The sequence below is a fragment of the Cobetia sp. AM6 genome, assembly GCF_009617955.1.
GTDB classification, from domain to species: Bacteria; Pseudomonadota; Gammaproteobacteria; order Pseudomonadales; family Halomonadaceae; genus Cobetia; species Cobetia amphilecti.
In genome coordinates this window covers 1,577,020-1,603,305 of the sequence record NZ_AP021868.1, presented here as the reverse complement: position 1 = coordinate 1,603,305, position 26,286 = coordinate 1,577,020, and the positions used below count along the sequence as shown (strand labels likewise).

23 protein-coding genes are annotated in these 26,286 nt (G+C 62.4%); 6 read left to right on the top strand and 17 right to left on the bottom strand.

Annotated features, from left to right (window positions below):
* The 3 genes from CLAM6_RS06860 to CLAM6_RS06850 are packed head-to-tail and all read left to right on the top strand — an operon-like array spanning position 1 to position 3,831.
* Positions 1–945, top strand: coding sequence for an ABC transporter permease (locus CLAM6_RS06860; protein WP_153635519.1), 945 nt, complete (start codon positions 1–3; stop codon positions 943–945).
* Between the two features lie 7 nt (positions 946–952).
* Positions 953–1,852 (top strand): ABC transporter permease, encoded by a 900-nt coding sequence (locus tag CLAM6_RS06855; RefSeq protein WP_043332303.1) that lies wholly within the window; start codon positions 953–955, stop codon positions 1,850–1,852.
* A 23-nt stretch (positions 1,853–1,875) separates the two neighbouring features.
* The gene (locus tag CLAM6_RS06850; RefSeq protein ID WP_197738720.1) at positions 1,876–3,831 is read left to right on the top strand and encodes an ABC transporter ATP-binding protein; all 1,956 of its coding nucleotides are present in this window, start codon (positions 1,876–1,878) and stop codon (positions 3,829–3,831) included.
* 366 nt (positions 3,832–4,197) lie between these two features.
* On the opposite strand, the gene CLAM6_RS06845 is transcribed toward CLAM6_RS06850, so the two are convergent.
* The 9 genes from CLAM6_RS06845 to CLAM6_RS06805 form a co-directional block, all read right to left on the bottom strand.
* Positions 4,198–4,545 (bottom strand): hypothetical protein, encoded by a 348-nt coding sequence (locus CLAM6_RS06845; RefSeq protein WP_153635517.1) that lies wholly within the window; start codon positions 4,543–4,545, stop codon positions 4,198–4,200.
* 77 nt (positions 4,546–4,622) lie between these two features.
* A complete protein-coding gene (locus tag CLAM6_RS06840; protein ID WP_153635516.1) occupies positions 4,623–4,961 on the bottom strand; it encodes a hypothetical protein in 339 nt (112 codons plus the stop codon).
* 69 nt (positions 4,962–5,030) lie between these two features.
* Positions 5,031–5,369 carry a hypothetical protein gene (locus CLAM6_RS06835; RefSeq protein WP_054555881.1) on the bottom strand — a complete coding sequence of 113 codons (339 nt, stop codon included), beginning with the start codon at positions 5,367–5,369 and terminating at the stop codon, positions 5,031–5,033.
* A 66-nt stretch (positions 5,370–5,435) separates the two neighbouring features.
* Positions 5,436–5,780 carry a hypothetical protein gene (locus CLAM6_RS06830; RefSeq protein WP_043334022.1) on the bottom strand — a complete coding sequence of 115 codons (345 nt, stop codon included), beginning with the start codon at positions 5,778–5,780 and terminating at the stop codon, positions 5,436–5,438.
* 837 nt (positions 5,781–6,617) lie between these two features.
* Positions 6,618–7,712, bottom strand: coding sequence for an ADP-ribosylglycohydrolase family protein (locus tag CLAM6_RS06825; protein WP_197738719.1), 1,095 nt, complete (start codon positions 7,710–7,712; stop codon positions 6,618–6,620).
* A gap of 309 nt (positions 7,713–8,021) precedes the next feature.
* A complete protein-coding gene (locus tag CLAM6_RS06820; protein WP_197738718.1) occupies positions 8,022–9,062 on the bottom strand; it encodes an Ldh family oxidoreductase in 1,041 nt (346 codons plus the stop codon).
* A gap of 31 nt (positions 9,063–9,093) precedes the next feature.
* On the bottom strand, positions 9,094–10,422 hold the full coding sequence (locus CLAM6_RS06815) for a TRAP transporter large permease (RefSeq protein WP_054555879.1): 1,329 nt from the start codon (positions 10,420–10,422) through the stop codon (positions 9,094–9,096).
* Complete coding sequence (locus CLAM6_RS06810) at positions 10,419–10,934, bottom strand: TRAP transporter small permease subunit (protein WP_043334025.1); 516 nt, start codon at positions 10,932–10,934, stop codon at positions 10,419–10,421. Before CLAM6_RS06810 ends, CLAM6_RS06815 begins: the two co-directional genes overlap by 4 nt.
* Before the next feature lie 81 nt (positions 10,935–11,015).
* On the bottom strand, positions 11,016–12,074 hold the full coding sequence (locus CLAM6_RS06805; protein WP_043334026.1) for a C4-dicarboxylate ABC transporter substrate-binding protein: 1,059 nt from the start codon (positions 12,072–12,074) through the stop codon (positions 11,016–11,018).
* A gap of 338 nt (positions 12,075–12,412) precedes the next feature.
* Between CLAM6_RS06805 and CLAM6_RS06800 the strand changes: the two genes are divergently transcribed.
* Positions 12,413–13,021, top strand: coding sequence for a helix-turn-helix domain-containing protein (locus CLAM6_RS06800; RefSeq protein ID WP_172978641.1), 609 nt, complete (start codon positions 12,413–12,415; stop codon positions 13,019–13,021).
* A gap of 115 nt (positions 13,022–13,136) precedes the next feature.
* Here CLAM6_RS06800 and CLAM6_RS06795 read toward each other — a convergent pair whose 3' ends face one another.
* Positions 13,137–13,532 (bottom strand): RcnB family protein, encoded by a 396-nt coding sequence (locus tag CLAM6_RS06795; RefSeq protein WP_153635514.1) that lies wholly within the window; start codon positions 13,530–13,532, stop codon positions 13,137–13,139.
* Positions 13,533–14,347: 815 nt separating this feature from the next.
* Here CLAM6_RS06795 and CLAM6_RS06790 point away from each other — a divergent pair.
* Together CLAM6_RS06790 and CLAM6_RS06785 are read left to right on the top strand one after the other, a co-directional pair.
* A complete protein-coding gene (locus tag CLAM6_RS06790) occupies positions 14,348–16,108 on the top strand; it encodes a purine-cytosine permease family protein (RefSeq protein WP_153635513.1) in 1,761 nt (586 codons plus the stop codon).
* A gap of 140 nt (positions 16,109–16,248) precedes the next feature.
* On the top strand, positions 16,249–17,730 hold the full coding sequence (locus tag CLAM6_RS06785) for a mannitol dehydrogenase family protein (protein WP_153635512.1): 1,482 nt from the start codon (positions 16,249–16,251) through the stop codon (positions 17,728–17,730).
* Between the two features lie 117 nt (positions 17,731–17,847).
* On the opposite strand, the gene CLAM6_RS06780 is transcribed toward CLAM6_RS06785, so the two are convergent.
* The 7 genes from CLAM6_RS06780 to CLAM6_RS06750 all read right to left on the bottom strand — a co-directional run bounded on the left by CLAM6_RS06780 (position 17,848) and on the right by CLAM6_RS06750 (position 25,969).
* Positions 17,848–18,744, bottom strand: a complete 897-nt coding sequence (locus CLAM6_RS06780) for a drug/metabolite transporter (RefSeq protein ID WP_153635511.1) — start codon at positions 18,742–18,744, stop codon at positions 17,848–17,850.
* 324 nt (positions 18,745–19,068) lie between these two features.
* Positions 19,069–19,887 carry a phosphonoacetaldehyde hydrolase gene (gene phnX / locus CLAM6_RS06775; protein WP_153635510.1) on the bottom strand — a complete coding sequence of 273 codons (819 nt, stop codon included), beginning with the start codon at positions 19,885–19,887 and terminating at the stop codon, positions 19,069–19,071.
* Between the two features lie 13 nt (positions 19,888–19,900).
* Complete coding sequence (locus CLAM6_RS06770) at positions 19,901–21,040, bottom strand: 2-aminoethylphosphonate--pyruvate transaminase (protein WP_153635509.1); 1,140 nt, start codon at positions 21,038–21,040, stop codon at positions 19,901–19,903.
* Between the two features lie 49 nt (positions 21,041–21,089).
* Positions 21,090–22,778 carry a putative 2-aminoethylphosphonate ABC transporter permease subunit gene (locus tag CLAM6_RS06765; protein WP_438940931.1) on the bottom strand — a complete coding sequence of 563 codons (1,689 nt, stop codon included), beginning with the start codon at positions 22,776–22,778 and terminating at the stop codon, positions 21,090–21,092.
* Positions 22,778–24,001 carry a putative 2-aminoethylphosphonate ABC transporter ATP-binding protein gene (locus CLAM6_RS06760; RefSeq protein WP_153635507.1) on the bottom strand — a complete coding sequence of 408 codons (1,224 nt, stop codon included), beginning with the start codon at positions 23,999–24,001 and terminating at the stop codon, positions 22,778–22,780. The genes CLAM6_RS06765 and CLAM6_RS06760 overlap by 1 nt, the downstream gene beginning before the upstream one ends.
* Before the next feature lie 62 nt (positions 24,002–24,063).
* Complete coding sequence (locus CLAM6_RS06755; protein WP_153635506.1) at positions 24,064–25,110, bottom strand: putative 2-aminoethylphosphonate ABC transporter substrate-binding protein; 1,047 nt, start codon at positions 25,108–25,110, stop codon at positions 24,064–24,066.
* A 145-nt stretch (positions 25,111–25,255) separates the two neighbouring features.
* A complete protein-coding gene (locus CLAM6_RS06750; RefSeq protein WP_153635505.1) occupies positions 25,256–25,969 on the bottom strand; it encodes a UTRA domain-containing protein in 714 nt (237 codons plus the stop codon).
* Positions 25,970–26,286: the final 317 nt, after the last annotated feature.

The following is a 26,286-nucleotide window of genomic DNA, read 5'->3' as shown; positions in this document are numbered from 1 at the left end:
ATGTGGGCAATGCTGTTGCAGCGCTGCCTGTATGGCGGCTTCACGCTGGTCTTCGTGGCCTGCGTGGTGTTCTGGGTGCTCGAGATGCTGCCCGGCGACTTCTGCGTCAACTATCTGGGACGCAGCATGACACCGATCAATCTCGCCCAGTGTCGCGCCGAGCTTGGCTTGGACACGCCGGTGACGACGCGCTTCGTCAGCTGGTGGGGGCAGTTGCTGAGTGGTGATTTCGGCACCTCGCTGACCAGTCGTGCACCGGTCAGCGATACCTTGATGCCGCGTCTGGCCAACACCTTGCTGCTGGGCGGCATCGCGACCGTGATGGCCATTCCGCTGGCCATCCTGCTGGGGCTGATCGCGGCGCTCAAGCGCGACAGCTGGATCGACTCCAGCCTCTCCAGCCTGGTGCTGATCGCCATGACGGTGCCGGAATTCATCAGCGCCACCCTGCTGACCCTGGCCTTCGCCATCTGGCTGCCGTGGTTCCCTGCCATCACCGTGGCCGGTGCCAACGAGAGCCTGTGGAACCTGCTGCCCGGTGTCTGGCTGCCCGCCATCACGCTGGCGCTGGTGGCCATGGCACACATGATGCGCATGACCCGCTCCAACACCATCAGCGTGATGGACAGTGACTTCATGAACATGGCGCGTATCCGCCAGCTGCCGCGCTGGCGACTGGTGATCCGTCATCTGGCACCGGCCGCCCTGCTGCCGACCATCAGTCTGGCCGCCATGACCATCGCCTGGCTGCTGGGCGGCGTGGTGATCGTCGAACAGGTCTTCAACTATCCGGGGCTGGGGCGCCTGATGATCTCGGCCATCAATGACCGCGACATGCCGGTGGTGCAGGCCTGCGCACTGGTGCTCTCCGTCACCTATGTGCTGTGCAATCTGGTCGCCGACATGCTGGTCATCGTGCTCAATCCCAAACTCAAGACAGCCTGAGTCACTCATGAACGCTTCTTCCTCGACGACCGCACGCGGCCCGCGACTGGCCCTGGCCAGCCTGCCGGGTCAACACACCCTGGCGCTGCTGTGGGCCAATCGCCAGGGCCGCCTGGGCCTGGTGCTGATCGGCCTGCATCTTCTGCTGGCCGTCGCTGGCCGCTGGCTGGCGCCCCATGACATCTCTGCGGGTGACAGTCTCGCTTCACTGCTGCCCCCCAGTGCCGAACATTGGCTGGGCACCGACCAGCTCGGCCGCGATGTCCTCAGCCGCACCCTGGCCGGGGGCCGCGAGGCCATCTACACCTCGCTGCCGGCCGCCGTGCTGGCCGTGGTATGGGGCAGCGCCTGCGGCATGCTGTTGGCCATCATCGGCGGGCGGGTCGAGAACATCGCCATGCGTCTGGTGGACGCCCTGCTGTCGATTCCCTGGCTACTGTTCCTCTTGCTGGTCATCGGCGTGATGGGCCCCGGCCCGCTGGTCTTCATCCTGACTCTGGGCATCTTCTATGGCGTGGCGGTGGTGCGCGTGATGGTCACTGCGTGCCGCGAAGTGCTGTGCCTTGACTATATACAGGCCGCACGACTGCGCGGCGACAGCCTGATGCGCCTGCTGTGGCGCGAGATCAAACCCAACGTGCTCGACACCATCCTCGTCGAGCTGGCGATGCGCTGGTCCTGGGCATTGCTGGCCTTCAGCTCGCTGTCGTTTCTCGGCTTCGGCGTCTCCCCGCCGACCCCGGACTGGGGGCTGATGGTCGCCGATGGCCGCGGCTTCATGTCGTTTGCGCCCTGGGCCGTGCTGCCGCCCATCGTGGCGCTGTCCAGCCTGATCATCGCCATCAATCTGGTCGCCGACACCCTGGCCAAGACACTGGGCATCGACCGTGCGGGGCGCCCCGAATGATTCCGAACTCCAAAGGTGACGCCATGACGGACAACGCCGTGATCCGCGTTCGCGATCTCAACATCGGCTTTCATGATCGCCAGCAGACCTGGCGACCCGTGCTGCGCGGTATCGACCTGAGCCTGGGCCAGGGTGAGATTCTGGGTCTGGTGGGCGAGTCCGGCAGCGGCAAGAGCACCTTGGCCACGGCCATGCTGGGCCTGTTGCGTCGGGGCAGCCTGGTGCGCACTGGCGAGGTGAGTGTCGCCTTACCTGCGCCCGCCTCTGCCTCTACTTCTACTTCTACCTCTACCTCTACCAGTCATGACCCTCTTCACGACGAGCACCGCCGGCTGAGCTTTCATCATCAACCGGGGCGCTGGCTGGGCGAACTCAGACTCGGGCTGGTGTCCCAGCATGCCGAAAAGGCCATGACGCCCCATCTCACGCTCGGCAGCCTGCTGTGCGAGACGCTGCTGTCGCAGGGCGTGAAAGGCAAGGCGGAACGCGAACAGCAGGCCGTGGCATGGCTGCGACGCGTCCACCTCCCTCACCCCGAAGTACTGATGCAGCGCTATCCGCACCAGCTTTCCGGCGGACAGCAGCAACGCGCCAGTCTGGCGCTGGCCCTGGCGCAACGCCCGCGAGTGCTGGTGATGGATGAGCCGACCACCGGACTGGATGCCAGCACCCAGAATGAGATTCTGGCGCTGTTGGCCTCGCTGCGCGCTGAGCTGGGCATGAGCATCGTCTTCGTCAGTCATGATCTGGGCGCGGTATCGCACCTGTGTGACCGCGTCGCGGTGATGTACGCCGGCCAGCTGGTGGAGGTCGCCGCGACTCGCGACTTCCTGAACGGCCCGCGCCACCCCTATGGTCACGCGCTGCTGGCCGCGACTCCGGGCAGTCAGTGCTATCGACCTGACGCCGCGCTGGAAGGTACGCCGCCCCTGGTGGGAAGCGCCATCAAGGGCTGTGCCTTCGCACCGCGCTGTCCGCGCGCCAGCGAGACGTGCCGTGACAGCGTGCCGAGTTGGCAAGGGCGCTACGCCTGCCATCATGCGCTGGAGGGTCATGAATCAGTGGACAGAGCGCATGCGGAGAGCGGGGAAAGTGCGAAAAGTGACGCAGCAACCGATGAGCGGGCGGATAGCGTAAAGAACGACTCGCAGCCAGCCGCGTCGCTGGACGTCGCGCCGCTGCTGGACGTCGCGCCGCTGCTGGCGGTGGAATCGCTGAACCTGTGCTATCGCATGCCCGGCTGGCTGGCGCGCCTGCGCGGTGAAACGCCGGTGCTTACCGTCAGCGATGTGGCATTCTCGCTCCAGCAAGGCGAGACGCTGGCCTTGATCGGCGAATCCGGCAGCGGCAAGACCTCGATCCTCAAGGCGCTGGCCGGCCTGCTCTCCCCCGTCTCCGGACAGCTCAGTCTGCGTCAGGAGTCCTTGGCGGGATTGGTCGCCGAGCGGCGTCCAGTGCAGCGTCAGAAGATCCAGTACATCTTCCAGCATGCCAGCACGGCGCTGAATCCTCGTCTGACCGTGTTCGAATCTCTCGCACCGGTGCTGTCTCGCTGGTTCGATCTCAAGGGCGATGGCGCCCGCCAGCGTGCCCAGTCACTGTTGGAAGAGGTGCGACTGCCCGCGCTCTATCTGGACCGTCTGCCCAACCAGCTGTCGGGGGGCGAGCAGCAGCGCGTCGCCATCGCCCGCGCGCTGGCCGCCGAGCCCGACATCCTGCTGTGTGACGAGATCACCTCGGCACTGGACGTCTCGGTTCAGGCCGCCATCATTCGCCTGCTGCAACGCCTCAAGCGTGAGCGCGGCCTGAGCCTGGTCTTCGTCACCCATGACCTGGGGCTGGTCAGTCATTTCGCGGACCGCGTACTGGTGCTGCGCAATGGCCGCACCGAGCATCTGGGAAATGTCGCAAGCCTCGCCACAGGGGACCTGCCGCCCTATGTGCAAACCCTGATGGAGGCCAAGCTGGTCGCGGCATGACCCGCCTGCCTGTCCCGGCTGCCTCCCCCTGCTGCCGATCGCCGCTGCTGATTACCTTCATGCAACGAAAAAAGCCCACCAATGGCGGGCAGGGAATGTCGGGACAGGACATTCAGGACAGGAAAGCGTTTGAGCAAGGGCTCTGCAGTTGACGACGAGTGCGCACTTCCACACTGGCTTCCACTCAGCCAAAACACTTGCTCAAGCGTTCTTCTCTCTCACGTATTCTTCTCTGGGACACTGACCATCATGACGCGGCACGATGGTCAGTGGATCCATTCAGCAACTGACAGGGGCAAGTCGATGGCATATCGGCATCCTTGGCTGTCTTGCAGAGTCGGAGGATGTTCATCCGCCGACGAGAGATCATGCGCTTTCGCTCAAGGCATGCTCGACGCGTGTAGCAGAGACGCTCTTGCCAGCATCGTTGACGTAATCAGCCGAATCGCTCGCCAGTGCACGGGTGGTGCCCTGAATGCCGGCGTTGCTGATGGACTTCTGGACGCGGCTGGCAGCGACACTCATGCCGGTTTCCACGGCATCATCGTGATGCAGCGCGGCTTGCTGAGTCACCGGCTGTGCCTGGCCCATGATCACGCGATCACTGAGGGTGGCACGGACGCGGGCATCGGCTTCGCTGTCATTGGCAGAGGCCACGCCAGTGGCGGCAACGGACAATGCGGCAATGGCAAATAAAGACTTGAGGGATTGCATGGGGGTTCTCCTGTCGAAAAAGGTCATGTCAGTGCAGACACCTGGCCTGCAAGCGCCTGACGCAGACGTCGGGCGTCTCAGACGTTGACGTCGCTCACGGCGTGACGAACACGGGTGCCGGCAACGCTATCGCCGGAATCATTGGCGACATCGAATTCCTGCAGATGGATGGAGCGATCATGGCCACGGATCTCGTCGTCACCGGATGCCACCTGGAAACGGCCAGCAGCGGTGCTCATGCCGGTTTCCGCGAAGGTCGCCTGGGCGGTCGGAGCATGCTGGGCAGAGCCATGGATGACGCTGTCACTGACGTTGTGCTGGACGCGCTTGGCAGCCGGGCTATCGTCGGCGGCGAAGGATGCAGTGCTGACGGTGGCGAGTGCGGCAGCGGCGATCAGAGTCTTGAGAGTGTTCATGGTGTATCTCCTCGATAAAAAGCAAAGCGATGATCAGACCCGGCAATCCAGGTCAGGCTTGACGATGGTTCAGACGTTGCTGTCGTTCAGGGCGTGCTGGACGCGAGTCGCTGCGACACTCTTGCCGGCATCGTTATCGAATGCCTGGCTGGCAGTGGCCACGGTGTGCGACTGACCATGGATGCGATCGGCACTGATGGACTGCTGAATGCGACCTGCCGCGACACTCATGCCGGTTTCCGCGAAGCTGGCTTGCTGGGTAGCGGCTGACTGAGCGGTGCCGACGACGACGTCCTGGCTGATGGACTGCTGGACACGCTGGGCGGCCGGGCTGTCATCCGCGGCGAAGGTGGCGGTGCTGACGGTAGCGAGAGCGGCGGCGGCGATCAGAGTCTTGATGGTTTTCATGATGAATCTCCTCGATGAACAAAGTGGTCAGTGGGCGTGAGTGCCCGGGCAAGACGGCTGAATGGCTCAGACGTTGCTGTCGCTCAGGGCGTGCTGAACGCGGGTAGCAGCGACACTCTTGCCGGCGTCATTGTCGAAGGCCTGCTCGCGGCTGACGGTGGCAACACCCTTGCCTTCGATGGCGGACTGATTGAGGGCAGTCTCGACACGACCTGCGGCAACGCTCATGCCGGTATCGGCGAAGGTGGCCTGGGCAGTCGGTGCCTGCTGGGCAGTGCCGACGACGACGTCCTGGCTGACGGACTGCTGAACACGCTGTGCGGCCGGGCTGTCATCCGCTGCGAAGGAGGCAGTGCTCACGGTAGCGAGAGCGGCGGCGGCGATCAGAGTCTTGAGGTTCAGAGTTTTCATGATGATTTTCCTTTGCTTGTCCTGGGCGATGTTGCCCTTGTGATGTCGTGTGCAGTCTCGGCTGCACCCGTCTAACTTGTTAACAGACTAATGATTATTGCGCTATCACACTAGCCGTGTCGCTGGCAGCTCACTGTTTCCATCAAAGAACCAGATTGCGATGCCTTGTCATTGCCTCGGTACCCGCAAGTGATGAAGCCCCTCACCACGCAAAACCCTTGCAAGCTTTTTGCATCACTTCTGTACAACCATGAAGGTGCATGTCGCCAGTGATCGAATGTCGATCAGTCACTCAGGTCTGCTCCGGTACTGCTGCCTGACACTTCAACTTTGGTCGCGATCATGAGGAAGGCATTCGTCAGCAGTATGTCTTTCTACCCTGCTGAAACCCTCACCGTTGTGCTTGTAGAGTCTTACGCTTGCGCCAACGGGTTGGATGCATGCCATCTTCAAAAAAGTGGAAGGCGTCTTGACAGGCGCCAGCCATCGACCGAATCCAGACTGACGTTTCATGCAATGTGGAATGAGCGCATTGTGGACGAAACCCGCCACGCGAGATATCCCTCCACTGGAACAGCATTGATTCCAATCACGAACCAATGCGCCACTCACCTGACCAGCTGGACAGACACTCATCTACGACTTTGGTAATAAGCATAGTATTATCAACCGCTTACGAAGCCCGTGGACGCCCTCTCAAGTCACCTGTTTCAAGCGCTCCCTGCGCCTCTGCGCTCCCCTTGCATCGCGACGAACGATGAAAATTGTTGTCCAGACACGAAAACGCGGAGCCATTGGAAGATGGCTCCGCGTTTTTTCATGCTGCTGCACCGCGCCTCAATAGCCCGGGTATTTCTCCCAGGCCCACTTTTCATCCTTGCCACCACCCTCGGTATAGAGCTCCCAGCGGGGGCAGTCGTGCAGGTCTTTGGCGATCTCGCCGATCACATCACGCAGTTCAAGGGGCGCCAGCCAGTCCCTCGGTATCGCCTCCTCGCCCCATTGCGCCCCGAGCAGATTGCCCGTGATGGCCCCGGTGGAATCCGAATCTCCGTCGTGATTGACCGCGAGCTGAATCGCAGAGCGGAAATCCCGGGCAGTGAGCGCGCAGTAGACAGCGATTGCCAAGGCTTCTTCCGCGATCCATCCCAGTCCCAGCAATACCACTGCGGCCGGTGCCGACGTCTCGGACTCGGCCAGGGCGCGGGCTTGCTCCAGGGCCTGCAGGGTGTCATCACAGCCCGGCTTGCGCTCGAGAATACACAGGGCATGCGCGAGTGCCTTCACCATCGAATCCCCCGCCACCAGACACTGGATCATCACCGCCAGCACGCCGCCGGTCAGCTGGCCGGTCACGTGCCCATGGGTCAGCGCACAGACCTCTTCTCCGAGTTCGAAGCACATCTCATGGGAGGCTCCCATCGCATGCGCGAACAAGCCGACAGGTGCCACACGCATCACCCCACCACAACCCTTGCTGTCGTTCTGCGCCTTGTCACCGTAGGCACGCATCTGCTTGAGCGCTGACAGGCATGTCATGCCCGGGGCGCGCCGCGAATGGAGCTCGCGTTGCTTGATCAGCCAGCCACTGTCCAACCATTCCTGCTCGGTCTCCTGCCGCGAGCGTTCGCCCTGGGTGTAAAGCCAGCGCTCGTAGGCGCTGCTGACCAGACCACTTTGCGTCGTGATGCCTCTCAAGCAGCCACGCACATGACTGCGCAGCAGGCCCTCGGCAGTAAACAGCGTCATCTGCGTATCATCGGTAATCCGCCCCAGCCCACCATAGGCCGGCGCATAGTCGGCTATTCCATCACTGCCGAAGCGCGCCTGGATCTCCTCGTGCGACAGGAATTCCACCGCCGCCCCCAGGGCGTCACCCACCGCACCACCCAACAGGCAACCACGAAACCGCGATGTCATCTCAAGCGTCATGTGCCTCTCCCCTGCGTGACCTTCAGGTGGCGTCAGCCACCCTCAATACGTCTTACGCTATCAGCATCTGCGCATTTGCTGAAAAGCAGGCTCAACCAGTGGTGCACATATTCAGGCAGAACTGGATGGGCGCTCAGTATCGGCAGGCGTGAGGTTGGCAGCACCGAAGACAACGCCGATGACAAGCCCGACGATAGAGACCCTCATACAAGAACGGCCGCCCAGGAGGCGGCCGTTCTTCTTCATGCAGTTGTGACTTTCCGCGGTGTGCTCTCAGCGATCACTCTGCTGCTCGATCTACACGGAGGTTCATGAGGCCAGCTTGAGGATATCGTCATACAAGGCTCTCGAAAGCGTGACGCCCTCTTCTTGATGCTTCTGGCGAGCCTTGAAGCGACGCTCGGAAGATAGCCTTGCGCCCTGCTGCTTCACGAGTTCGAACAGCCTTTCAGAGCGCAGCATGTGCTGCTGGGTGCTGCCACCCGTGAGGCGCGCGGGATCTATCGCGATGATCAACTCCCCATGATACGGCAGGCTCCCCTTGCCCTGATCGTGTTCGCTGGATTCGATACTCAGCATGTCGCCGATCAGCGGCCCTGCAATCAACTCGATCATGATCGCCAGCGCAGAGCCCTTGTGATCACCGAAGGGCAGCATCGCGCCATGATCCAGCACTTCCGTCGGGTCCTGCGACGGCTCACCCTGTCGATCGACACCCCAGCCGAGCGGAATCTTGTCCCCCTGGCGACGATGCAGCTCGATATCGCCGCGCGCGATGGCACTGGTGGCGAAATCGAATACGTACGGGTTACCGTCCTCGCGCGGCCAGCCAAAGGCGAGGGGATTGGTCCCCAGCAGAGGCTGACTGCCACCATACGGCGCCATGTACGACTGAGTCGGATTGCAGGCGATAGCGACCAGCCCTTCACGCGTCAGCCGCTCGATCTCTACCCACAATGCCGTACCATGCACGCAATGATTGATGGCCAGAATGGCAATGCCATTGGCTCGCGCCTTGTCGAGCAGCTCAGGCACGCCCTGCTGGAAGGCCAGCGACGAGAAGCCCCCCCTGGCATCCACCTTGACGATGGAGGGCGCCGTATCCTCGACCACCGGCACGGCGTCCGGCACCACACCGCCATTGTTCAGTGTCGCGACGAACCCCATCAGGCGATAGAGCCCATGGGAGCGACAGCCGTCCATTTCCGCCGCCACCAGCGCGTCACTCATGGCATCGACATGTGGCTCACTGAACCCATGGTGGCTCAGCACCTCGTGACATAGCGTCTTGAGCGCTGCCCGATCGAGATTGACGTCCATTCCTGTCTCTTCCTGTGTTGCATCACTCATACGAACTCATTCCTTTCCAATAAGGTGTCCATCATTTCCATGACGGTCCGCTGATGGCATCAGGCAACCACAGCGCCAGTCCCGGGAAGGCCAGGATCAGCGCCAACACCACCAGCTGCAGGAAGATGAAGGGCATCACTCCCTTGTACATGTGCTTCAGCGTCACTTCAGGAGGCGTGATGGCACGCAGATAGAAGATGGAGGGCGCCAACGGCGGTGTCAGATAACTCGTCTGCATCACGATCAGGAAGGCCACGCAGAACCAGATCTCATCGAACCCGAGCAGGCCGATGACCGGCATCGCCACGGGGATGACGATCAGGACCACCGAGATCATGTCGAGCACGAAACCGGCCAGGAAGGCGATCAGGAGGATGGCGCCAAGAATCAGCCACGGGCTCAAGCCGGTATCCAGCAGCAACGACTGTACGGTGGCCATCCCGCCGGAGGCGAAGAAGACGCCCGCGAACATGTTGCCGCCCAGCACGATCAGCAGAATCATCGCGGTGATGTTGAGTGTGCGTACCGCCGCGTTCCACAGGATGGACAGCGTGAGATTGCGATACCCCAGTGCCAGCAATACGGAGCCGAGCGCCCCACAGGCCGCCGCTTCCGTCGGCGTGGCGATGCCCATCAGAATCGTGCCCAGCACCACCAGGATCAGACTCATGGTCGGCAGCAGCGCACTCAGGGTAATGGTGAGCAGCTTGCCCCACCCCGGATGCTGCTCATCTTCCTTGAGTCGCGGCGCAAGTGCTGGCTTCAGCGCACAGACCACGACGATATAGAGGAGGAACAGCAGCGCCATCAACAGCCCCGGGATCAGCAGACCACTGAACAGTGATCCGACAGAGACCCCGGCTACAGGCCCGAGAATGACCACGGTAATGGAAGGCGGAATCGCCGTGCCCAATGAGCCACTGGCACAGATGGTGCCGGAGATCAGCGACTTGTCGTAGTGATGCTTGAGCATGACCGGCACGGCCAGCATGCCGATCACCGCCTCGGTGGCCCCGACGACACCACTGGCGGCGGCGAAGATGGTGCCCATGATGACCGCACCGACGCCCAGCCCGCCGGGCATCCGACGTGTCCACAGATGGATGGCCCCGAACAGTCGCTCGGCAATGCCGGAATTCTCGAGCATCGCGCCCATGAAGATGAACAAGGGCACGGCAGCCAGAATGGAATTGGACGCCGTGTCCTCGATCTTGGTCAGCAGTTGATAGGCCGCGGCATCCCCGAACTGGGCAACACCAAAGACGGTAGCGACAACGATCATCGAGAACGCGATCGGGAAACCGAGCACGATCAGAGCGATGAGCGCAGGGAACATGATGAGGGCAATGAAGTCGCTCATGAGGACACCTCCGCGCCATGATCATGGCCCAGCAGTGTGCTCCAGAGCTTCAACATCTCCGCGATCACCTGCAGCGTCAGATAGACGAAGCCCAGCCACCACACGCCGAAGACCGGCCAGATCACCGGATTCCAGGCAGAACGTCCGGAGCGCTCATTGCTGGAGAACGCCTCGAGCGCATAGAGCGACAGCTCCCAGACAAGCCACATCAGTACCGGCAGCAACACCGCATAACAGGCCAGATGAACTCCAGCCCTGAGACGCGGTGCAAAATTCTGGCTCAACACATCCACACTAACGTGCTGGCCGACACGCAGGGCATTTGCCATGCCAAGCATGAAGATGGCGCCCATCACCATGTAGCTGACTTCAAACGCCCATAAGGTGGGCTTTCCCAGCACATAACGACTGAAGACTTCATAGACCAACGCAAGCACCAGCGGCAGTATCAAGACTGCCCCCAGATACCCGGCCCAGCGGGTCTGGCGCTCAATGACAGCGACGATTTTCATGGCAACTCACCAGGATGACGACAAGGAGAGAGCCCGGGCGATACAGGTATCGCCCGGGCCAGAGACATCATTCAAGAGGAATCAGCGTCCCATTTCCCCGATCGGCAAACGGTAGTCCTGCCAGGTCGTCATGCTCTGTTTGAAGGTACGTTGCGACTCAAGCACACGTGCGAACCACTCATTCTCGCCCGCCTTCTCATCTTCCCAGGCACGGGTCTCTTCGTAGATGGCATCGATGAAGGATTGATCCAGCTGCACGATTTCGTTGGGGCCTTCCTCCAGCTCCTTGAAGGCCTTGAGATCGGCAAAGGAGCTATCCAGCCAGGACTCGAACACGCTCAGCTTGCCCGCGAGGCGCAACTGGTTCTGCTGGGCTTCGCTCAGCCCGTCCCAGGCATCGACATTCACTTCACACTCCAGAATGCCGCCCGACTGATGGATGCCGGGCAAGATGACGTACTGCGCGACATTCTGGAAACCCGTCGGCTTGTTGAGCTCAGGACTCCCCCACTCCGCGGCATCGATTACACCGCGATCCAACGCCGTATAGATGTCACTGCCGGCCATCACCACGGTAGAGGCCCCAAGACGTGAGGCGATTTCAGCCCAGGCACCCGAGGTTCTCAGGCGCAGTCCCTGGAAGTCCTCAAGCGTCTGCACCTTCTTGCTCGAGTGCAGGAAAATCTCGGTGCCCAGGGTCGAGCACGGGAAGGCCACGACGCCGAACACCTCGCGACGGAAGGCTTCATAGAGCTCGACACCGCCGCCCTCGTACATCCACAGCATGAATTCTTCCGGTGTCAGGCCGCTGGAGTGCCCGGCCAGCAGCGCTGCCGTCGGGTCAGTTCCGTAGTCATAGTTGATGTAGTTGTGACTGATCTGCGCGACACCGGACTTCACGGTATTGGTGACGCGCAGCGCGCCGCCCAGGGTGCCACCGGGGAATACCTGGATGCTCACGTCGCCATTCGTCAATTCGCTTGCATAGTCCGCGAAGGTCTTGGCATCCCGTTCAAGCCAGGGCCCACCGCCCCACGGGGTCGCCATCTTCCACTCGACGTCCGCCGCCTGAGTCGTGGCAGTCGCCAACAGGCTGGCAGCGATACCCATGCCGAGGAGCTGTTTCTTGAAGTCGTACATTTTTGTTTTCCCAAGATTATTTTAATTAGAGTGCAATGCCATGCGTACCTGCAGGCGAATGCCTGATACAGGCTGAGGCCTGATACACGCCCAGTGGGCGGCCACTGTCGATTGCGCATTCGCCTCCACAATTGCATATACGCAATATTGGGTCAAATGTGGATACCTGCTCGACATTTTGCTCGTGGAAGCCCTAAATGGACGCCATCATGGCGCTTACGCCTCTCTCCTGCCGTGGCATGACTTGATGACTCGCGCCCATGTGCCACACAGGCGCTGAGCAACGGCAAACGGCGACAGACGCCACCCAGCAGACAAACTCGATGGAGCACGCTGACATGACACCCCACCAGGAAACGCCGATCGCGCTGAAGCACCGAGAACGCAAGGCAGGCGCCATTGGTGACAATCTCAAGGCACTACGCAAGGAGAAGGGACTGACCATCGCGGCCGTGGCCAGCGCGTCAGGTATCTCGGCGGCCAGCGTGTCGAGAATCGAGAATGGACGTATCTCGCCGACCTTCGAGGCGATCGTGAATCTCGCTAGGGGCCTGAAGGTGGATGTCAGCGAGCTGTTCTATCACACGGAGGACGCGGCATTTCGGGGTTGGCTCGCGTTGACGCGAGCACAGGAGGGAGACGTCATCGAGACGCCCAACTACCGCTATCGACCGCTCTGCAACAATGTGGCGTCCAAGGAATACATGGTATTGGAAACCACCGTGCTCAATCGCAGTCTCGAGGAGTTCGGCGGCCTGCAAAAACATTCCGGCCAGGAACAGATCATCGTGACCAGCGGCGAGGTGACGGTCTGGACCGAACTCTACGACCCCATCCAGCTCAAGGTCGGTGACAGCCTGGCCTTCGACAGCACCCTCGGACACGCCATCACCTACAACGGTGACACCCCCGCGACCATGACCTGGGTATGCAGTGCCTACGCGTGAGGGGATCGAGCCTCATGTGGACAGCACTTTCCACTGAAGATCGGACATGAAAAAGGGGCCTCATCAGAGGCCCCTTTTTCATCGTCTTGCTTAGCGCAGCCTGTTGGCCACTAATTCAGCGATTGAGAATGATGGCCGTGATCGCGCCACCCGCCACCGCGGCCAGCACATAGCGCCCATCGATGTTCAGCCAACGATGACCGCGCGGCGGTTTGGACAGATGACGATGGTGCCAGTCCTTCACCCAGTAGCGGCTGTCGGAGTAGTAATGACGCGGCAGGTGGTCGCCACGGCGCCACTGGTGATGGCGTCGCGCCTCATGACGGCGGCGTTCATGGTGGCGCTGCTGCTTGTGGTGCTTATTGTGCTGTTTGCCGTGATGGCCGCGGTCGTGGTGGCCATGCCCACGGTCATGATGCCCATGGCCTCTATCGTGCGGTCCTGCCTGAGCCAGCGGGGCTCCCAGCAGCGTGAATATCATCATCAGAATGGTCAGTGTGCGCGTTCGCATGGCTGGCCTCCTCGCCTTGCCCCGTCGCCAATCAAGCGCCGGGAGTCATGTTGGGGCTTCCTGGTTAGGAAACAGTGTTGCGCAACCTTAGCGAGAACTGGGGGACGCCGCAAGATGTCTCATTTTTCTCGTTCTTTGTCGTTATTTCATGCACTTTCCGTCGCATTGTGCCGAAACCGATGTCGCCACTGACCAACACCCACCTTTATATGTCGCCACCTCTATAGCGCTCTTTATAGTGCTCTCTCGCAGCGACCCGACTTTCGCTGCCCTTTCCGCTGCCCTTTCCGCTGCCCTTTCCGCTGCCCTCTCCGCTGCCCCATTTCCCCTTTCGACTCCCGGGCCTCGATCAGGAGACTGCTGAGGCATGGCAAGAAAGCGACGATGCCGGGTACGCCGATCGCACCACATCGGTGCAAGACCACCCTCAGAGTTGTGAGATATCTGGCCCTGGATCGTTGGCCGTTTTAGCCAGGACACAATGCTTCAGGCGCCGAACGGGGTGTGAGAACGGAAAAATTCATTTTGCTGAATCGTGTCATTGAATCGAGACACCCTCGCGCAAGCCCTGATTTCATGCGGCCTTCAGCGCTTTCCTGACTTCCATAGCCATGATCACTCGAGGTCATAGCCCAAAGTTCAAGCACGCGGGCTTTGCGTTTTGATGACCATTCACCGATCATTTGCACCACACCTGAGTCATTTGATCGATAATAGACGATCTACCCTCGTCATCGCCGACAGGATCGCCAAGGCGGCTGCGTGACATCTCGGGTAGGAGCAGCAAGACAAGCCGTAAAAAACAGGAGCCAATCATGGCCAGTACTGCGCCAGATTTGGATCGGCAGATCGCCCATATGGACGATGAGCTACTGCCGGTGCCACGTCATAAACTGCACCGGTGGCCACACTTTGCCGGTCTCTATGCCGCCGAGCACGTTGCCGCGACCGAGTTCGTCATCGGTGCCACCTTCGTGGCGCTCGGTGCCGGTATCTGGGATATCCTGCTGGGCCTGCTGATCGGTAATGGCCTCGCAGTGCTCAGCTTCTGGTTGATCACGACGCCAATCGCGATCGAGACCCGTCTGAGCCTCTTCACCTATCTTCACCGTATTGCCGGTGATTCGATGTCACGGCTCTACAATTGGGCCAACGTGGTCATATTCACCGCCATATCGGCGGCCATGATTACCGTTTCCGCCACGGCGGTCAGGCTGCTGTTCGACATCCCGGCCCAGACCCAGGCCTATCCCACCAGCTTCGAGTTCATCCTGCTGGCACTGGCCGTGGCGGCCATTGTGGTGCTGGTCGCGGTCTATGGCTTCAACGCCCTGACCGAATTCGCCAGCATCTGTGCCCCGTGGCTGATGCTGATGTTCACCGTCGGCGGCATGGTTCTGCTGCCGGAACTGGCGGAGTCCGTCACTGGTGAAACCAGCCTGAACAGTTTCTCGAGTTTCATTGATGTCGCCGGCAGTACCGTCTTCACCGGGATCAACTCCCAGGGCGAAGCGGGCATCGGCATCTGGGAAGTCATCGGCTTCTCCTGGGCGGCCAACACCTTCTCCCACTTCGGTCTGATCGACATGGCGCTGCTGCGCTATGCCAAGCGTATGCGCTCCGGCCTTGCGACCAGCACCGGCATGATGTTCGGCCACTATGTCGCCTGGATCTCCGCCGGTCTGATGGGCGCGGCCACCGCAGCCGTCGCCGGTATCAGCATCGATGTGCTGGAACCGGGCGAAGTGGCGTTGCACGCCCTTGGCGCCGCTGGCTTCGTTATCGTGGTCGTCGCAGGCTGGACCACCGCCAACGCCAACCTGTACCGCGCGGGCCTTGCCGCCCAGTCGGCCATGCCGAACCTGTCGCGCAACAAGGCGACGCTGGCCGTGGGTATCTGCGTTGCCGTGCTCAGCTGCTTCCCGTTCGTCTATCGCAGCATGCTGCCGCTGCTGACCTATGCGGGCCTGGTGCTGGTGCCGGTCGGCGGGATCATCTTCGCTGAGCATCACCTGTTCCCGAAACTCGGCTTCAGCCGTTACTGGGCGCGCTACAAGGGCGTGAAGCACAACACGCCGGCACTGGCAACCTGGGCGCTGTCACTGATCTTCGGCTTTGGCCTCGAGACGGTCGACGTGATCCCGTTCTACTACCTGTTCCTGCCGACCTGGTTCGTCTCCATCATCCTCTACACCCTGATGGCCAGATCTGCCGGTGCAGCCGACTCCTACCCGAAAGCCGAAGCGGCCGAGCGGGAATTCCAGGAGCGTGTCGAAGCCCTGCACGCCAAGCAGGCCGAGACCACCAACCACGCACCGGTCAAGGACACTTCGGGTCTGACCAAGGCCATCAAGGCCGTCTGGATGGTGCTGGGCCTGGCGGTGCCGATGGTCCTCGCGCTGCGCGTACTCTTCGGCAGCCCGGACCTGGCCAGCTACGAAGCGAATCGTGAGTTGTTCTATGACGTGACCATCTGGTCGACGATCATCTACTTCATCTTCGCGTACTGGGAGCTGCAGCGCAGCAAGGCGCTGTTCAACAAGCAGTCCCCCAAGCAAGCGGCCACCGCTAGCTGAGTCGGCAGGGGCTTGCCCCCTGCCATGCCAGCGGCGAAGGAAGCCTGAATCACACGGGTGACCTTCGCCGCTGGCCGTTACGACCTACCCTTTCTTTACCCATCTCGACTCGACCGCGACACGCGGCAGGAGACCTCCCCATGACCCGTCTCTCCAATGCCAGTCTGACTCAGCTGGACGCCAAGGTAGCCACTCCGAACTATGACCGCACTGCGGTCAGCGCCGGTATCGTCCACTTCGGCGTGGGCGGTTTCCATCGTGCGCACCAGGCCATGTACCTCGACGAGCTGATGAATCAGGGCAAGGCGCTGGACTGGGGCATCGTCGGCGTCGGCGTGATGCCGGGCGACCGCCGCATGCAGGAAGCCCTGGCCTCGCAGGACCACCTCTACACCGTGGTACTCAAGCACCCGGACGGCAACTATGAGCCGCGCGTGGTGGGTTCCATCATCGATTACCGCTTTGCCCCGGACTCCCCGGAGGCCGTCATCGAGCTGATGGCCGACCCGGCGATCCGCATCGTCTCGCTGACCGTCACCGAAGGTGGCTACAACTTCCACCCGGTCACCGGCGAATTCAATCTCGAGAACGCCGACGTCCAGCACGACCTGGCCAACCCGGGGGAAGCCAAGACCAGCTTCGGCCTGATCACCGAAGCCCTGGCACGTCGTCGCGAGCGTGGCGTCGCCCCGTTCACCGTGATGTCCTGTGACAACATCGAAGGCAACGGCAACGTCGCTCACAAGATGTTCACTGCCTACGCGCGTGCACGTGATGCAGAACTGGCGGCATGGATCGAAGCCGAAGTCCCCTTCCCCAACTCCATGGTCGACCGCATCACGCCGGTGACCACGCCGGCTGACATCGAAGAGCTGTCCTCACGTTTCGGCGTGGAAGACGCCTGGCCGGTGGTCTGCGAGCCCTTCACCCAGTGGGTGCTGGAAGACCACTTCGCCCATGGCCGCCCGGCCTTTGAAGATGCCGGCGTGCAGCCGGTGGAAGATGTCGAGCCCTATGAGCTGATGAAGCTGCGTCTGCTCAACGCCGGTCACCAGGCGCTGTGCTACTTCGGCTATCTGGCCGGCTATCGCTACGCGCATGAAGCCTGCAACGACCCGCTGATCGTCGACTTCCTGCTCGGCTACATGAACGAGGAAGCTCGCCCGACGCTGGCCCAGCTGCCGGGTATCGATCTCGACGCCCATTGCCGCACGCTGATCGAGCGTTTCGCCAACCCGGAAGTCAAGGACACCCTCGCGCGTCTGTGCGCCGAGACCTCCGACCGCATTCCGAAGTTCCTGATCCCGGTGGCACACGCACAGCTCAAGACCGACGGCGAACTGCGTCGTACCGCAGCCGTCGTGGCCAGCTGGGCACGTTATGCAGAAGGCGTGGATGAGCAAGGCGAGGCCATCGACGTGGTCGACCCGCTGAAGGACGAGCTGATGGAGCGTGCCAGCCGTCAGCGCGAAGAGCCGACTGCCTTCCTGGACAACCGTGAACTGTTCGGTGATCTGGTCGATCAGCCGCGCTTCCGCGACGCCTACCTGGCAGCGCTGAAGAGCCTGCACGACAACGGCGCGCGCGCCACGCTGGAAATGCTGGTGGCAGACGCCAAGTAAGCATGGCGGTGCAGGGGTTCACTACAACGTGATGCCCCGCCAGCGCCCGTAGAAAGACAAAAGCGAGATAGGCAGCCGCCTGTCTCGCTTTTTTTGTGCCTCATGCCACGCCTTTCCTCACACCAGCGCAACGGTCCACAGTCCCGCCAGCATGATGACGATGCCGATCCACTTGGCGATGGCCGCTCGCTCGCGCAACCAGAGCACCCCGAGCATCACGCCCAGCGGGATCGACAGTTGACGCATCGCCACGACGAGGCTGACCTCCGCCGTCAGCGTCATGGCAACCAGCACCAGCCCGTAGGTCGCCATCACCATCACGCCGGTCAGCACCATGCTGCCCCGCTCCCCCCGCCATAGCGCGGGCAGGCGGCGACGCTCTGCCGGCAGCAACATCACCAGCAGCGCGCCCCAAGCGACGGTCATGATGGCCTGCAACACCAGAAAGACAGCGCCCGCCGAGGTGGGCGAGTAACCGACACTCACCATGATATCCAGCGCCTGCTTGTCGATCAGCGAATAGCCGGTGGTGCCGACTGCTGCCAGCAGCGCGAACCCCAACGCGGGCGTCAGGTAGGTCGAGGGGCGCAGGCCCTGCGGACTGCTCAAGGGCAGCACCAACGCGCCGAGCACGATCAGCCCCATGCCGACCAGATCCAACGCCGTGAGTGCCTGACTGCCCAGCAGACTCAGTGACACCAGCGGCACCAGCACCACCGGCAAGGCCCGCGCGATGGGATACAGCACACTGACCTCGCCGCGCGCATAGGCCCAGGCAAGTCCGCCCATGTAGAGCACCTGACAGAGGCCGGTGGCCACCAGCCAGCCCCAGAATTCAGTGGGCAGCACGGCAAACGACGGCCCCAACCCCAGCAGCGGCGCAAAGATCAGCGCACCACTGGCCATGGCCAGCATGAAGAAGGCCAGCGACGGCGCCCGCCCCTTGCCGAGCAGATTCCAGCCGGCATGCAGACAGACCGAGATCAGGATGAGTCCCAGCGCCAGTGGGCTCAAGAGGCACTCACGGCAATCGTGTGGCCTTGAACTTGAGCTTGAGCTTGAACATGAAATTGGGCTTGAGAGTGAGCTTGCCCGTGCATGGGGACAGGCATGCGGACGGGCATGCGGGAATTACGGGCTTTCAGGGCAACCAGGCGGCAATCGCCAATGAGCATATGTCCTTACCTTTTGCGAGAAGACGCCAGCCTCAAGGCCTTGTGCAAGGACCCGAGGCTGGCGCCTGAAGGGGTGGAGTGAAGTGGTGGGGTGAAATGGTAGATCAAGGTGGGCGAGCGAGGTGACAGGCAGGCCTGGCATCGCCACCCCGTCACCAGGCTGTCAGGGGCGCTCACCGCGCGCCAGACGCGCCTCGATCTCGCGGATCACCTCGGGCAGCTGCGCGATGGTGTCGATCATGAAGTGCGGCCCGGACGGCGTGAACTGGGCTTCGATGGCGCTACGCCTTTCGTTGAGCTCTGCCTCCGACAGGTCCATGAACACCGCGTGATCCAGCCCCATGGCGTTGCCGGAGCAGGTCAGCGCGACCGTCCACATGCCGGCGCTGCGACCTTCCAGCAGCCCCGGCGCCGTGTCATCCACTTTCACACAGGCCGCCACGTCAGTGATGCCCAGCGCGATGACATTGGCCAGAGACTGCGCCGGAGAGGGTCGCCCTTTGGGCACCTCATCAGTGGCCACGACATGGTCCACCACCAGCCCATTGCCCTTGCCCCGTGCGACCACCTGCTCGAGCACCTCTCGGGGGTAGCCGGAGCAGGAGCCGATCTTGATGCCCTTGTCGCGCAACCCGTTGATGACCTCGAGCGCGCCGGGAATCAGTGCGGAGTGCGCCCCGATCTTGTCGATCTGCAGCGGCATGAAGCGCTCATAAAGCGCCGTGACATCGGCATCACTCGGGGCGTGGCCACAGGCTGCCTCGAAACGGGCCGCGATCGCTGGGTCATCACACAGGGTGCGGATGTGTTCCCATTTGCCCATGCCCATCGGGCCGCGCGCCTCTTCCAGACTGATGGCCACGCCGATTTCCGCGAAGGCCTCGACGAAGATCTGGGTCGGCGCGAAGGAGCCGAAATCCACCAGGGTGCCGGCCCAATCGAAGATGGCAGCCTGCAGACGATCCGGGGTGTGATATTGCATGACAGTTCTCCAGTCAGTTGAGTGCGACAGCGCCAGCGCACGGGCGGGCATCGTCGACACCCAGGGTGGCCAGCGCGTCATCCACGGCGGCCAGAAGTTGATCCATCACGCGGACATCCAGCTGCCCGATGCTGCCGATGCGGAAGCTCTCCACGTCGGTGAGCTTGCCCGGGTAGATGATGAAGCCACGTGCCTTGAGCTCGGCGTAGAAACGTGAAAAGTCGAAGTCCGGGTGTGCCGGGCTCAGGAAGGTGGTGATGATCGGCGACAGCCAGGCATCGTCGAGCAGGGTCGTGAAGCCGCGCTGACGCATGCCTGCCACCAGTCGCTGCATGTTGGCGTGATACCGGGCGTGGCGACCCGCGACGCCGCCCTCCTCGGCGTGTTCCTTCAGCGCCTGGTGAAAAGCCGCCACCACGTGAGTCGGCGGGGTATAACGCCATTGGCCGGTGCGCTTGAGGTACTGCCATTGATCGTGCAGGTCCAGCGACAGTGAGTGGCTACGCCCCTGTGCCGCCTGCAGCGCATCGCGCCGGGCGATCACGAAGCCGAACCCCGGCACCCCCTCGAAGCATTTGTTGGCCGAGGAGATCAGCGCCAGAAACGGGGTACGTTGCGCATCGATCTCCAGCGCCCCGAAGCCACTCATCGAATCGAGGATCAGCTCACGGCCGTGTGCTGCCACCACCTCGGCGATGTCCGCCACCGGATTGAGCATCCCGGAGCTTGTCTCGCAGTGAATCATGGCGACATGGCCGATCTCGGGCCTTGCCGCGAGTCTGTCGGCCACGGCCTTGGCACACGGCGCCTCGGCATCGCCCCACGCCAGCACGTCGCAGTCGCGCCCCATGCGGGTCAGTAGACTGACCAGCCGCTTGCCATAGGCGCCATTGACCAGCACCAGCGTCGTACTCGTCGGCTCGATCAGACTGCCCAGCGCCGCCTCGACCGCGAAGGTACCGCTGCCCTGCATCGGCACGCACTCATGGTGCTCACTGGCATTGGCACAGCGGAGCAACTGCTGGCAGATCTCGGCGGTCTTGGTGTTGAAGTCCTGATCCCAGGAGCCCCAGTCCTTCATCATGGCGGCCTTGACGCTCTCACTGGTGGTCAAGGGACCGGGAGTCAGCAGGTACGGATGTTGAATACTCATTGGTATATACCAGTTAATTTGCACAAAAAAAAGACGGCCAACGGCGTAATCAGGTCGCCTGTCGCCAGCGTTGGGCACGGGTCAACAGCAGATGACTGACCACCGCATGCAGCAGCTTGACGCCCAGACAGGTGAAGAAGATCAGCACTGCCATGGCGGCCGCGCTGGCGAAGTGCCCGGCTTCGTCGAGATGCATCACCGCGATGGAGGCCAGTCGGGTATCGCTGTTGTAGAGAAATACCACCGCCGAGACGGTCGTCATCGCGTTCATGAACAGATAGGCCGAGATATCCAGCACTGACGGCAGAGACACCGGCAAGGTGATGCGGCAGAAGGTCTTCCAGAACGGCACCTTGAGTGAGGCACCGACCGCCTCGAATTCCCCATCGAGCTGCTTGAGCGCGGTCACCGAGGTCAGGTGGCAGACGGTATAGAAATGCACCAGGGTGTTGAGCACCAGAATCGCGAAGGTGCCGTAGATCCAGTTCAGCGGGTTGTCGGCCTGGTTGAAGTAGAAGATGTAGGACAGACCCAGCACCATGCCCGGCACGGCCATCGGCATCATCGCCATGAAGTGCAGTCCCTGGCGCAGCGGGCGATAGCCCTGACTCTTCTCGGTCAGCCAGGCGTTGAAGAAGATGACCAGCGTGCCGATCAAGGTGACCCAGAAGGCCAGCGTCAGCGAGTTGAGCCACGCGTCCCAGCCACCACCCGCCAGCGCCTTGAAGGCGTAGTGATCGAGGGTCAGGCTCAGGTTGTAGGGCCAGAACTGCACGAGCGAGGCATAGATGGCGGTGCCGATCACGGCCAGAATCGCGGCGGCCACGCCATAGCAGAGCAGCGCGAAGACCCAGTCACGCAGCGGGCTTGGCGTCGGCTGCCAGGGCACGGCGCGCGCCGAGAGCTGCGCGACCTGACGGCGCTGGATCCAGCGGTCCACCGCGAAGGACAGCAAGGCCGGCAACAGCAGGATGACGCTGACCACCGCGCCCATCTGGAAGTTCTGCTGCCCCACCACCTGACGATAGACATCGGTGGCCAGCACACTGAACTGCCCGCCAATGATCTTCGGCACGCCGAAATCGGTGATCGACAGCGTGAAGGCCACGAAGGCACAGGAGATGATGCCGTAGCGCGCACCCGGCAAGGTGATGGTCAGAAAGCTGCGCCATTTGGGCGTTCCCAGCGCGTCCGCGGCTTCATAGAGACGGGCATCGCTGTTGCTGAGCGCCGTCATCATGATCATCAGCGCATGCGGGAAGATCCAGAATGTCATGCCCATCACGATGCCGATGGGGCCGTAGATGCTCTCCCCCAGCAGCACATCCTTGAACCAGCCCTGATTGCCGAAAAGATACACCAGACTGATGGCTGGCAGCAGTGACGGAGCCAGTAGCGGCAGGATGGACAGCATGCGGAAGACGCGCTTGCCCGGCATGCAGGTGCGGGTGGTGCCGTACGCGCACAGGAAGGCCAGGCTCACCACCGTCAGGGTACTGATCAACGCGATGCTGACGGAATTGATGATCGAGCCGACCAGCGCCGGCGTCTGCACATAGCGCGCGAAGTTGGCCAGGCCGACGAAGTCGCCGCTGCGGTCCTGCACGCTCTTGATCAGCATGGTGGCCAGCGGCAACAGCAGCCCGATGACCAGCAGCGCCAAGGCCAGCAGCAACATCAACAGACGCAAGCCGGACTCGCCAGACAGCCGACCCGACAAGGGCAATGCGCGCGCCATCATGCCTGCGCCTCCACCAACGGATACAGGCGGATCGCCTCGGACGGCAGACGCACACCCACCCGAGCACCGACCCGCACGCCCAGTGACTCGCTGTCCTTGAGCGCCACATCCGCCGACAGTGTCTGCCCACAGCCCTCAAGCGTCAGAGTGATACGCAGGAAGGCGCCGAGAAACTCGACGTGATCCACCTGCGCCGACAGCCCCTCACCCACTGCGCACAGCGAGACGGCTTCCGGGCGAATGGCCAGACGCGCCTGATCCAGCCCCTCAAGATCATGCGCCGCGCATTCCAGTCGCTGCTGGCCCAGACGCAGAGTACTGGCGTTCTCGGGACAGCATTGCAGGAAGTTCATGCTGCCGATGAATTCGGCCACGAAGGCGCTCGCCGGCTGACGGTAGATCTCGGCGGGAGTGCCGATCTGCTCGATCACGCCATGGTTCATCACCACGATGCGGTCCGCCATGGCCAGGGCCTCTTCCTGGTCGTGGGTCACCATGATGGTGGTGACGCCCAGCCGTGCCTGCAGTGCCTTGATCTGACTGCGCAGATGCAGGCGTACGCGCGCATCCAGTGCCGACAGCGGCTCATCGAGCAACAGCAGCCCCGGCTCGGTCGCCAGCGCCCGCGCCAATGCCACGCGTTGCTGCTGGCCCCCGGACAGTGCCGCCGGATACTTGCCTTCACTGCCGGCCAGGTCCACCAGGGTGAGCAGCTCCGTCACGCGGCGGCGCATCGCGTCACGCGCATCGCGCCGATTGCGCAGCCCATAGGCCACATTGTCGAACACGGTGAGATTGGGGAACAGCGCATAGGACTGGAAGACGATGCCGAAGTCGCGCGCCTGCGGCGGCAGCCGTGAGATGTCCTGGCCGCGCTGGTGGATGGTGCCTTCGCTCTGCGGCGCAAGCCCGGCGATGGCGCGCAGCAAGGTGGTCTTGCCACAGCCGGAGGGGCCGAGGAAGCACACGAACTCGCCTTCGCGGATCGCGAGATCGATCTCGCTCAGGGCCGTGAACTGGCCATAGCGCTTGGTGAGGCCGCTGATCTTGAGGTGGATGCTGTCTGACGACGCAGAACGCGTGGTGAGTGCCTGAGGCGCTGCGTCACGCGCAGGCGCCCGGGCTGCAGGGGCGGATACCGCGCGCGGCGAGGCGCCGGCAGTCGCTGGCGGCGCTTGACGCGAGGCGTGATGACGCGGGGGTGCGGTCACAAGAGACATGCGAGAAACTCCCGACCCCGGCGCAAGGCGCCGGGGCAATGACGAAGGTGGCTGGGCGTGACTTACTGACTGTCGGACTTGCCGTCGTAACGGCGCTGCCATTCGGCGAGCACTTCATCCCGCTGGTTGGCCGCCTTGGCAAAGTCAGCCTCGATCATCATCTCGGTGATATTGGCCGGATAATGCTCGATCGGCTTGGCCACCCCCGGATAGGCCACGACCGCATAGCCTTCGTTGTAGAGTTCATTGGCCGGCTTGGACACTGCCCAATCCATCAGTGCCTGCGCCGCCTCACGCTTGTCGGTGCCCTTCATGATCGCCGCGGCTTCCATGTCCCAGCCCAGCCCTTCCTCGGGGAAGACCAGGTCCACCGGTGCGCCCTGTGCCTTGAGGCGCGCGCCTCGGAAGGCGAAGGACACACCGACCACGGCCTCGCCGGAACCGGCCAGATTGCAGGGCGCGGAGCCTGAGTGGGTATAGCGGGCAATGTTGTCGTGCAGGCGGTCCATGTACTCCCAGCCGCCCTCGTCACCCCACAGCTGCAACCAGCTGGCGACATCCAGATAGCCGGTACCGGAAGAACTCGGATTGGGCATGATCACGTGGCCCTTGAACTCGGGACGCGTGAGGTCTTCCCAGGACGTCGGCTTGGGCACTCCCAGTCGCTCACCTTCGACGGTGTTGTAGCAGAGCGAGGCGACCCAGGCGTCCATCCCGACCCAGGACGGGTCCTGGCCATCACGGTAGGCGGGGTCGACGAACTTGCTATCCAGCGCCTCGACTCCCTTGGGGGCATAACGCGACAGCATGCCTTCCTTCTCGAGCACCAGCAGGCTGGTCGCGGCCAGGCCCCACACCACATCCGCCTGCGGGTTGTCCTTCTCGGCAAGCAATCGTGCGGTGATCACGCCCGTGGAGTCGCGCACCCATTTGATGTCGATATCCGGGTGCGCCTGCTGGAAGCGCTCGGCATATTTCTGCAGATCATCGGACTCCACCGCGGTATAGACGGTGAGCTCGGTGGCCGCCTGGGCATTGAGGGAAACGACCAGACCAACGGCACTGGCCAGCAAGGAACGGGTGAGGAAGGAACGGGTCAAGAAGGACATCGGGACTCTCCAACGCTTGGAATGAATGGCTCTCACCATCTGGTATATACCAAGAGTATGAGCGGGCCGAATGACACCCCCGTGACAGTCAGTTGAAGGCCCGGTGAAACAGTGTTATCTCATATAGTGTCCCTGCAGCGCGGGCTCAGGGCTTGTTCTTGAGCGTGACGGTGATGCACAGCGCATTGTGCAGCCAGCGCTCTTCGTCATAGCCGATGGGACGATGCTGCTCATCGAAGGTAGCGCGACGTACGGTCAGACCGGGACTACCCATGGCGACCCCCAGCTCCCGGGCGGCCTGCTCCCCCAGCGACTCGGAGTAGAAGCGCAGCTCACGGTGGGCCAGCGTCAGGCCATAGCGCCCGCGCAGCTCCGCCCACAGTGACACCCCGAACTGGCCCTCCTCGAGCAGTCCCGGGGCACGCTCCGGCACCACCCACATCGACTCGCTGAGCACGGCGCGCTCATCCACGAAACGCCGGCGGCGAATATGATAGAGCGGTGTCTGGGCCGCCAGGCCCAGCGCTTGCGCAGCCGGTGGGTAGGCCTGAACATCGGTCAGCAGCACTTCCGTCCGTGGCCGCCGCCCCTGCGCCGTCACATAGTCATTGAAGCCGGAGTCACGCGTGGGGTCGTAATCCAGCCGCGGCGGCGACACGAACCACCCACGCCGATTGCTGCGATGAATGCGCCCTTCTCCCTCCAGCTGCCCCAACGCCTGACGCAACGTCACGCGCGTGGTATCGAAGCGCTCGGCCAGCACGCGTTCCGAGGGCAATCGCCCATCTTCAAAGGCATCAGGGTCCTTCAGCTGTTCGCGCAGGCGATCGGTAAGGTGGAGGTAATACGCATCACTCATGACGAGGGGTCCTGACCAAAGATGAAGGGGTTGCCACTACCGGGTAATAACACGGCGCCGCTTGCCCCGCCGGCGAAGAAAATGCCCGGGACTCTGCGCCGCCAAACGGCTGGACGCTCCAGAAACTATCACATTCGCGTGACTCGCACTGGCCTGCCAGCTTACGTGCCGCTGGCGCTGCAGGGTTTCATGACAGCCGCCTGGTTGAGCTCACAGGCGTGGATGGCGGTGGGATGACACGCTGATGTTCAAGGAGGGGGTGAACGCACAATGCGCAGCCTCTAAAGACTGCGCATCGCATGGGTAAACAGGAAACG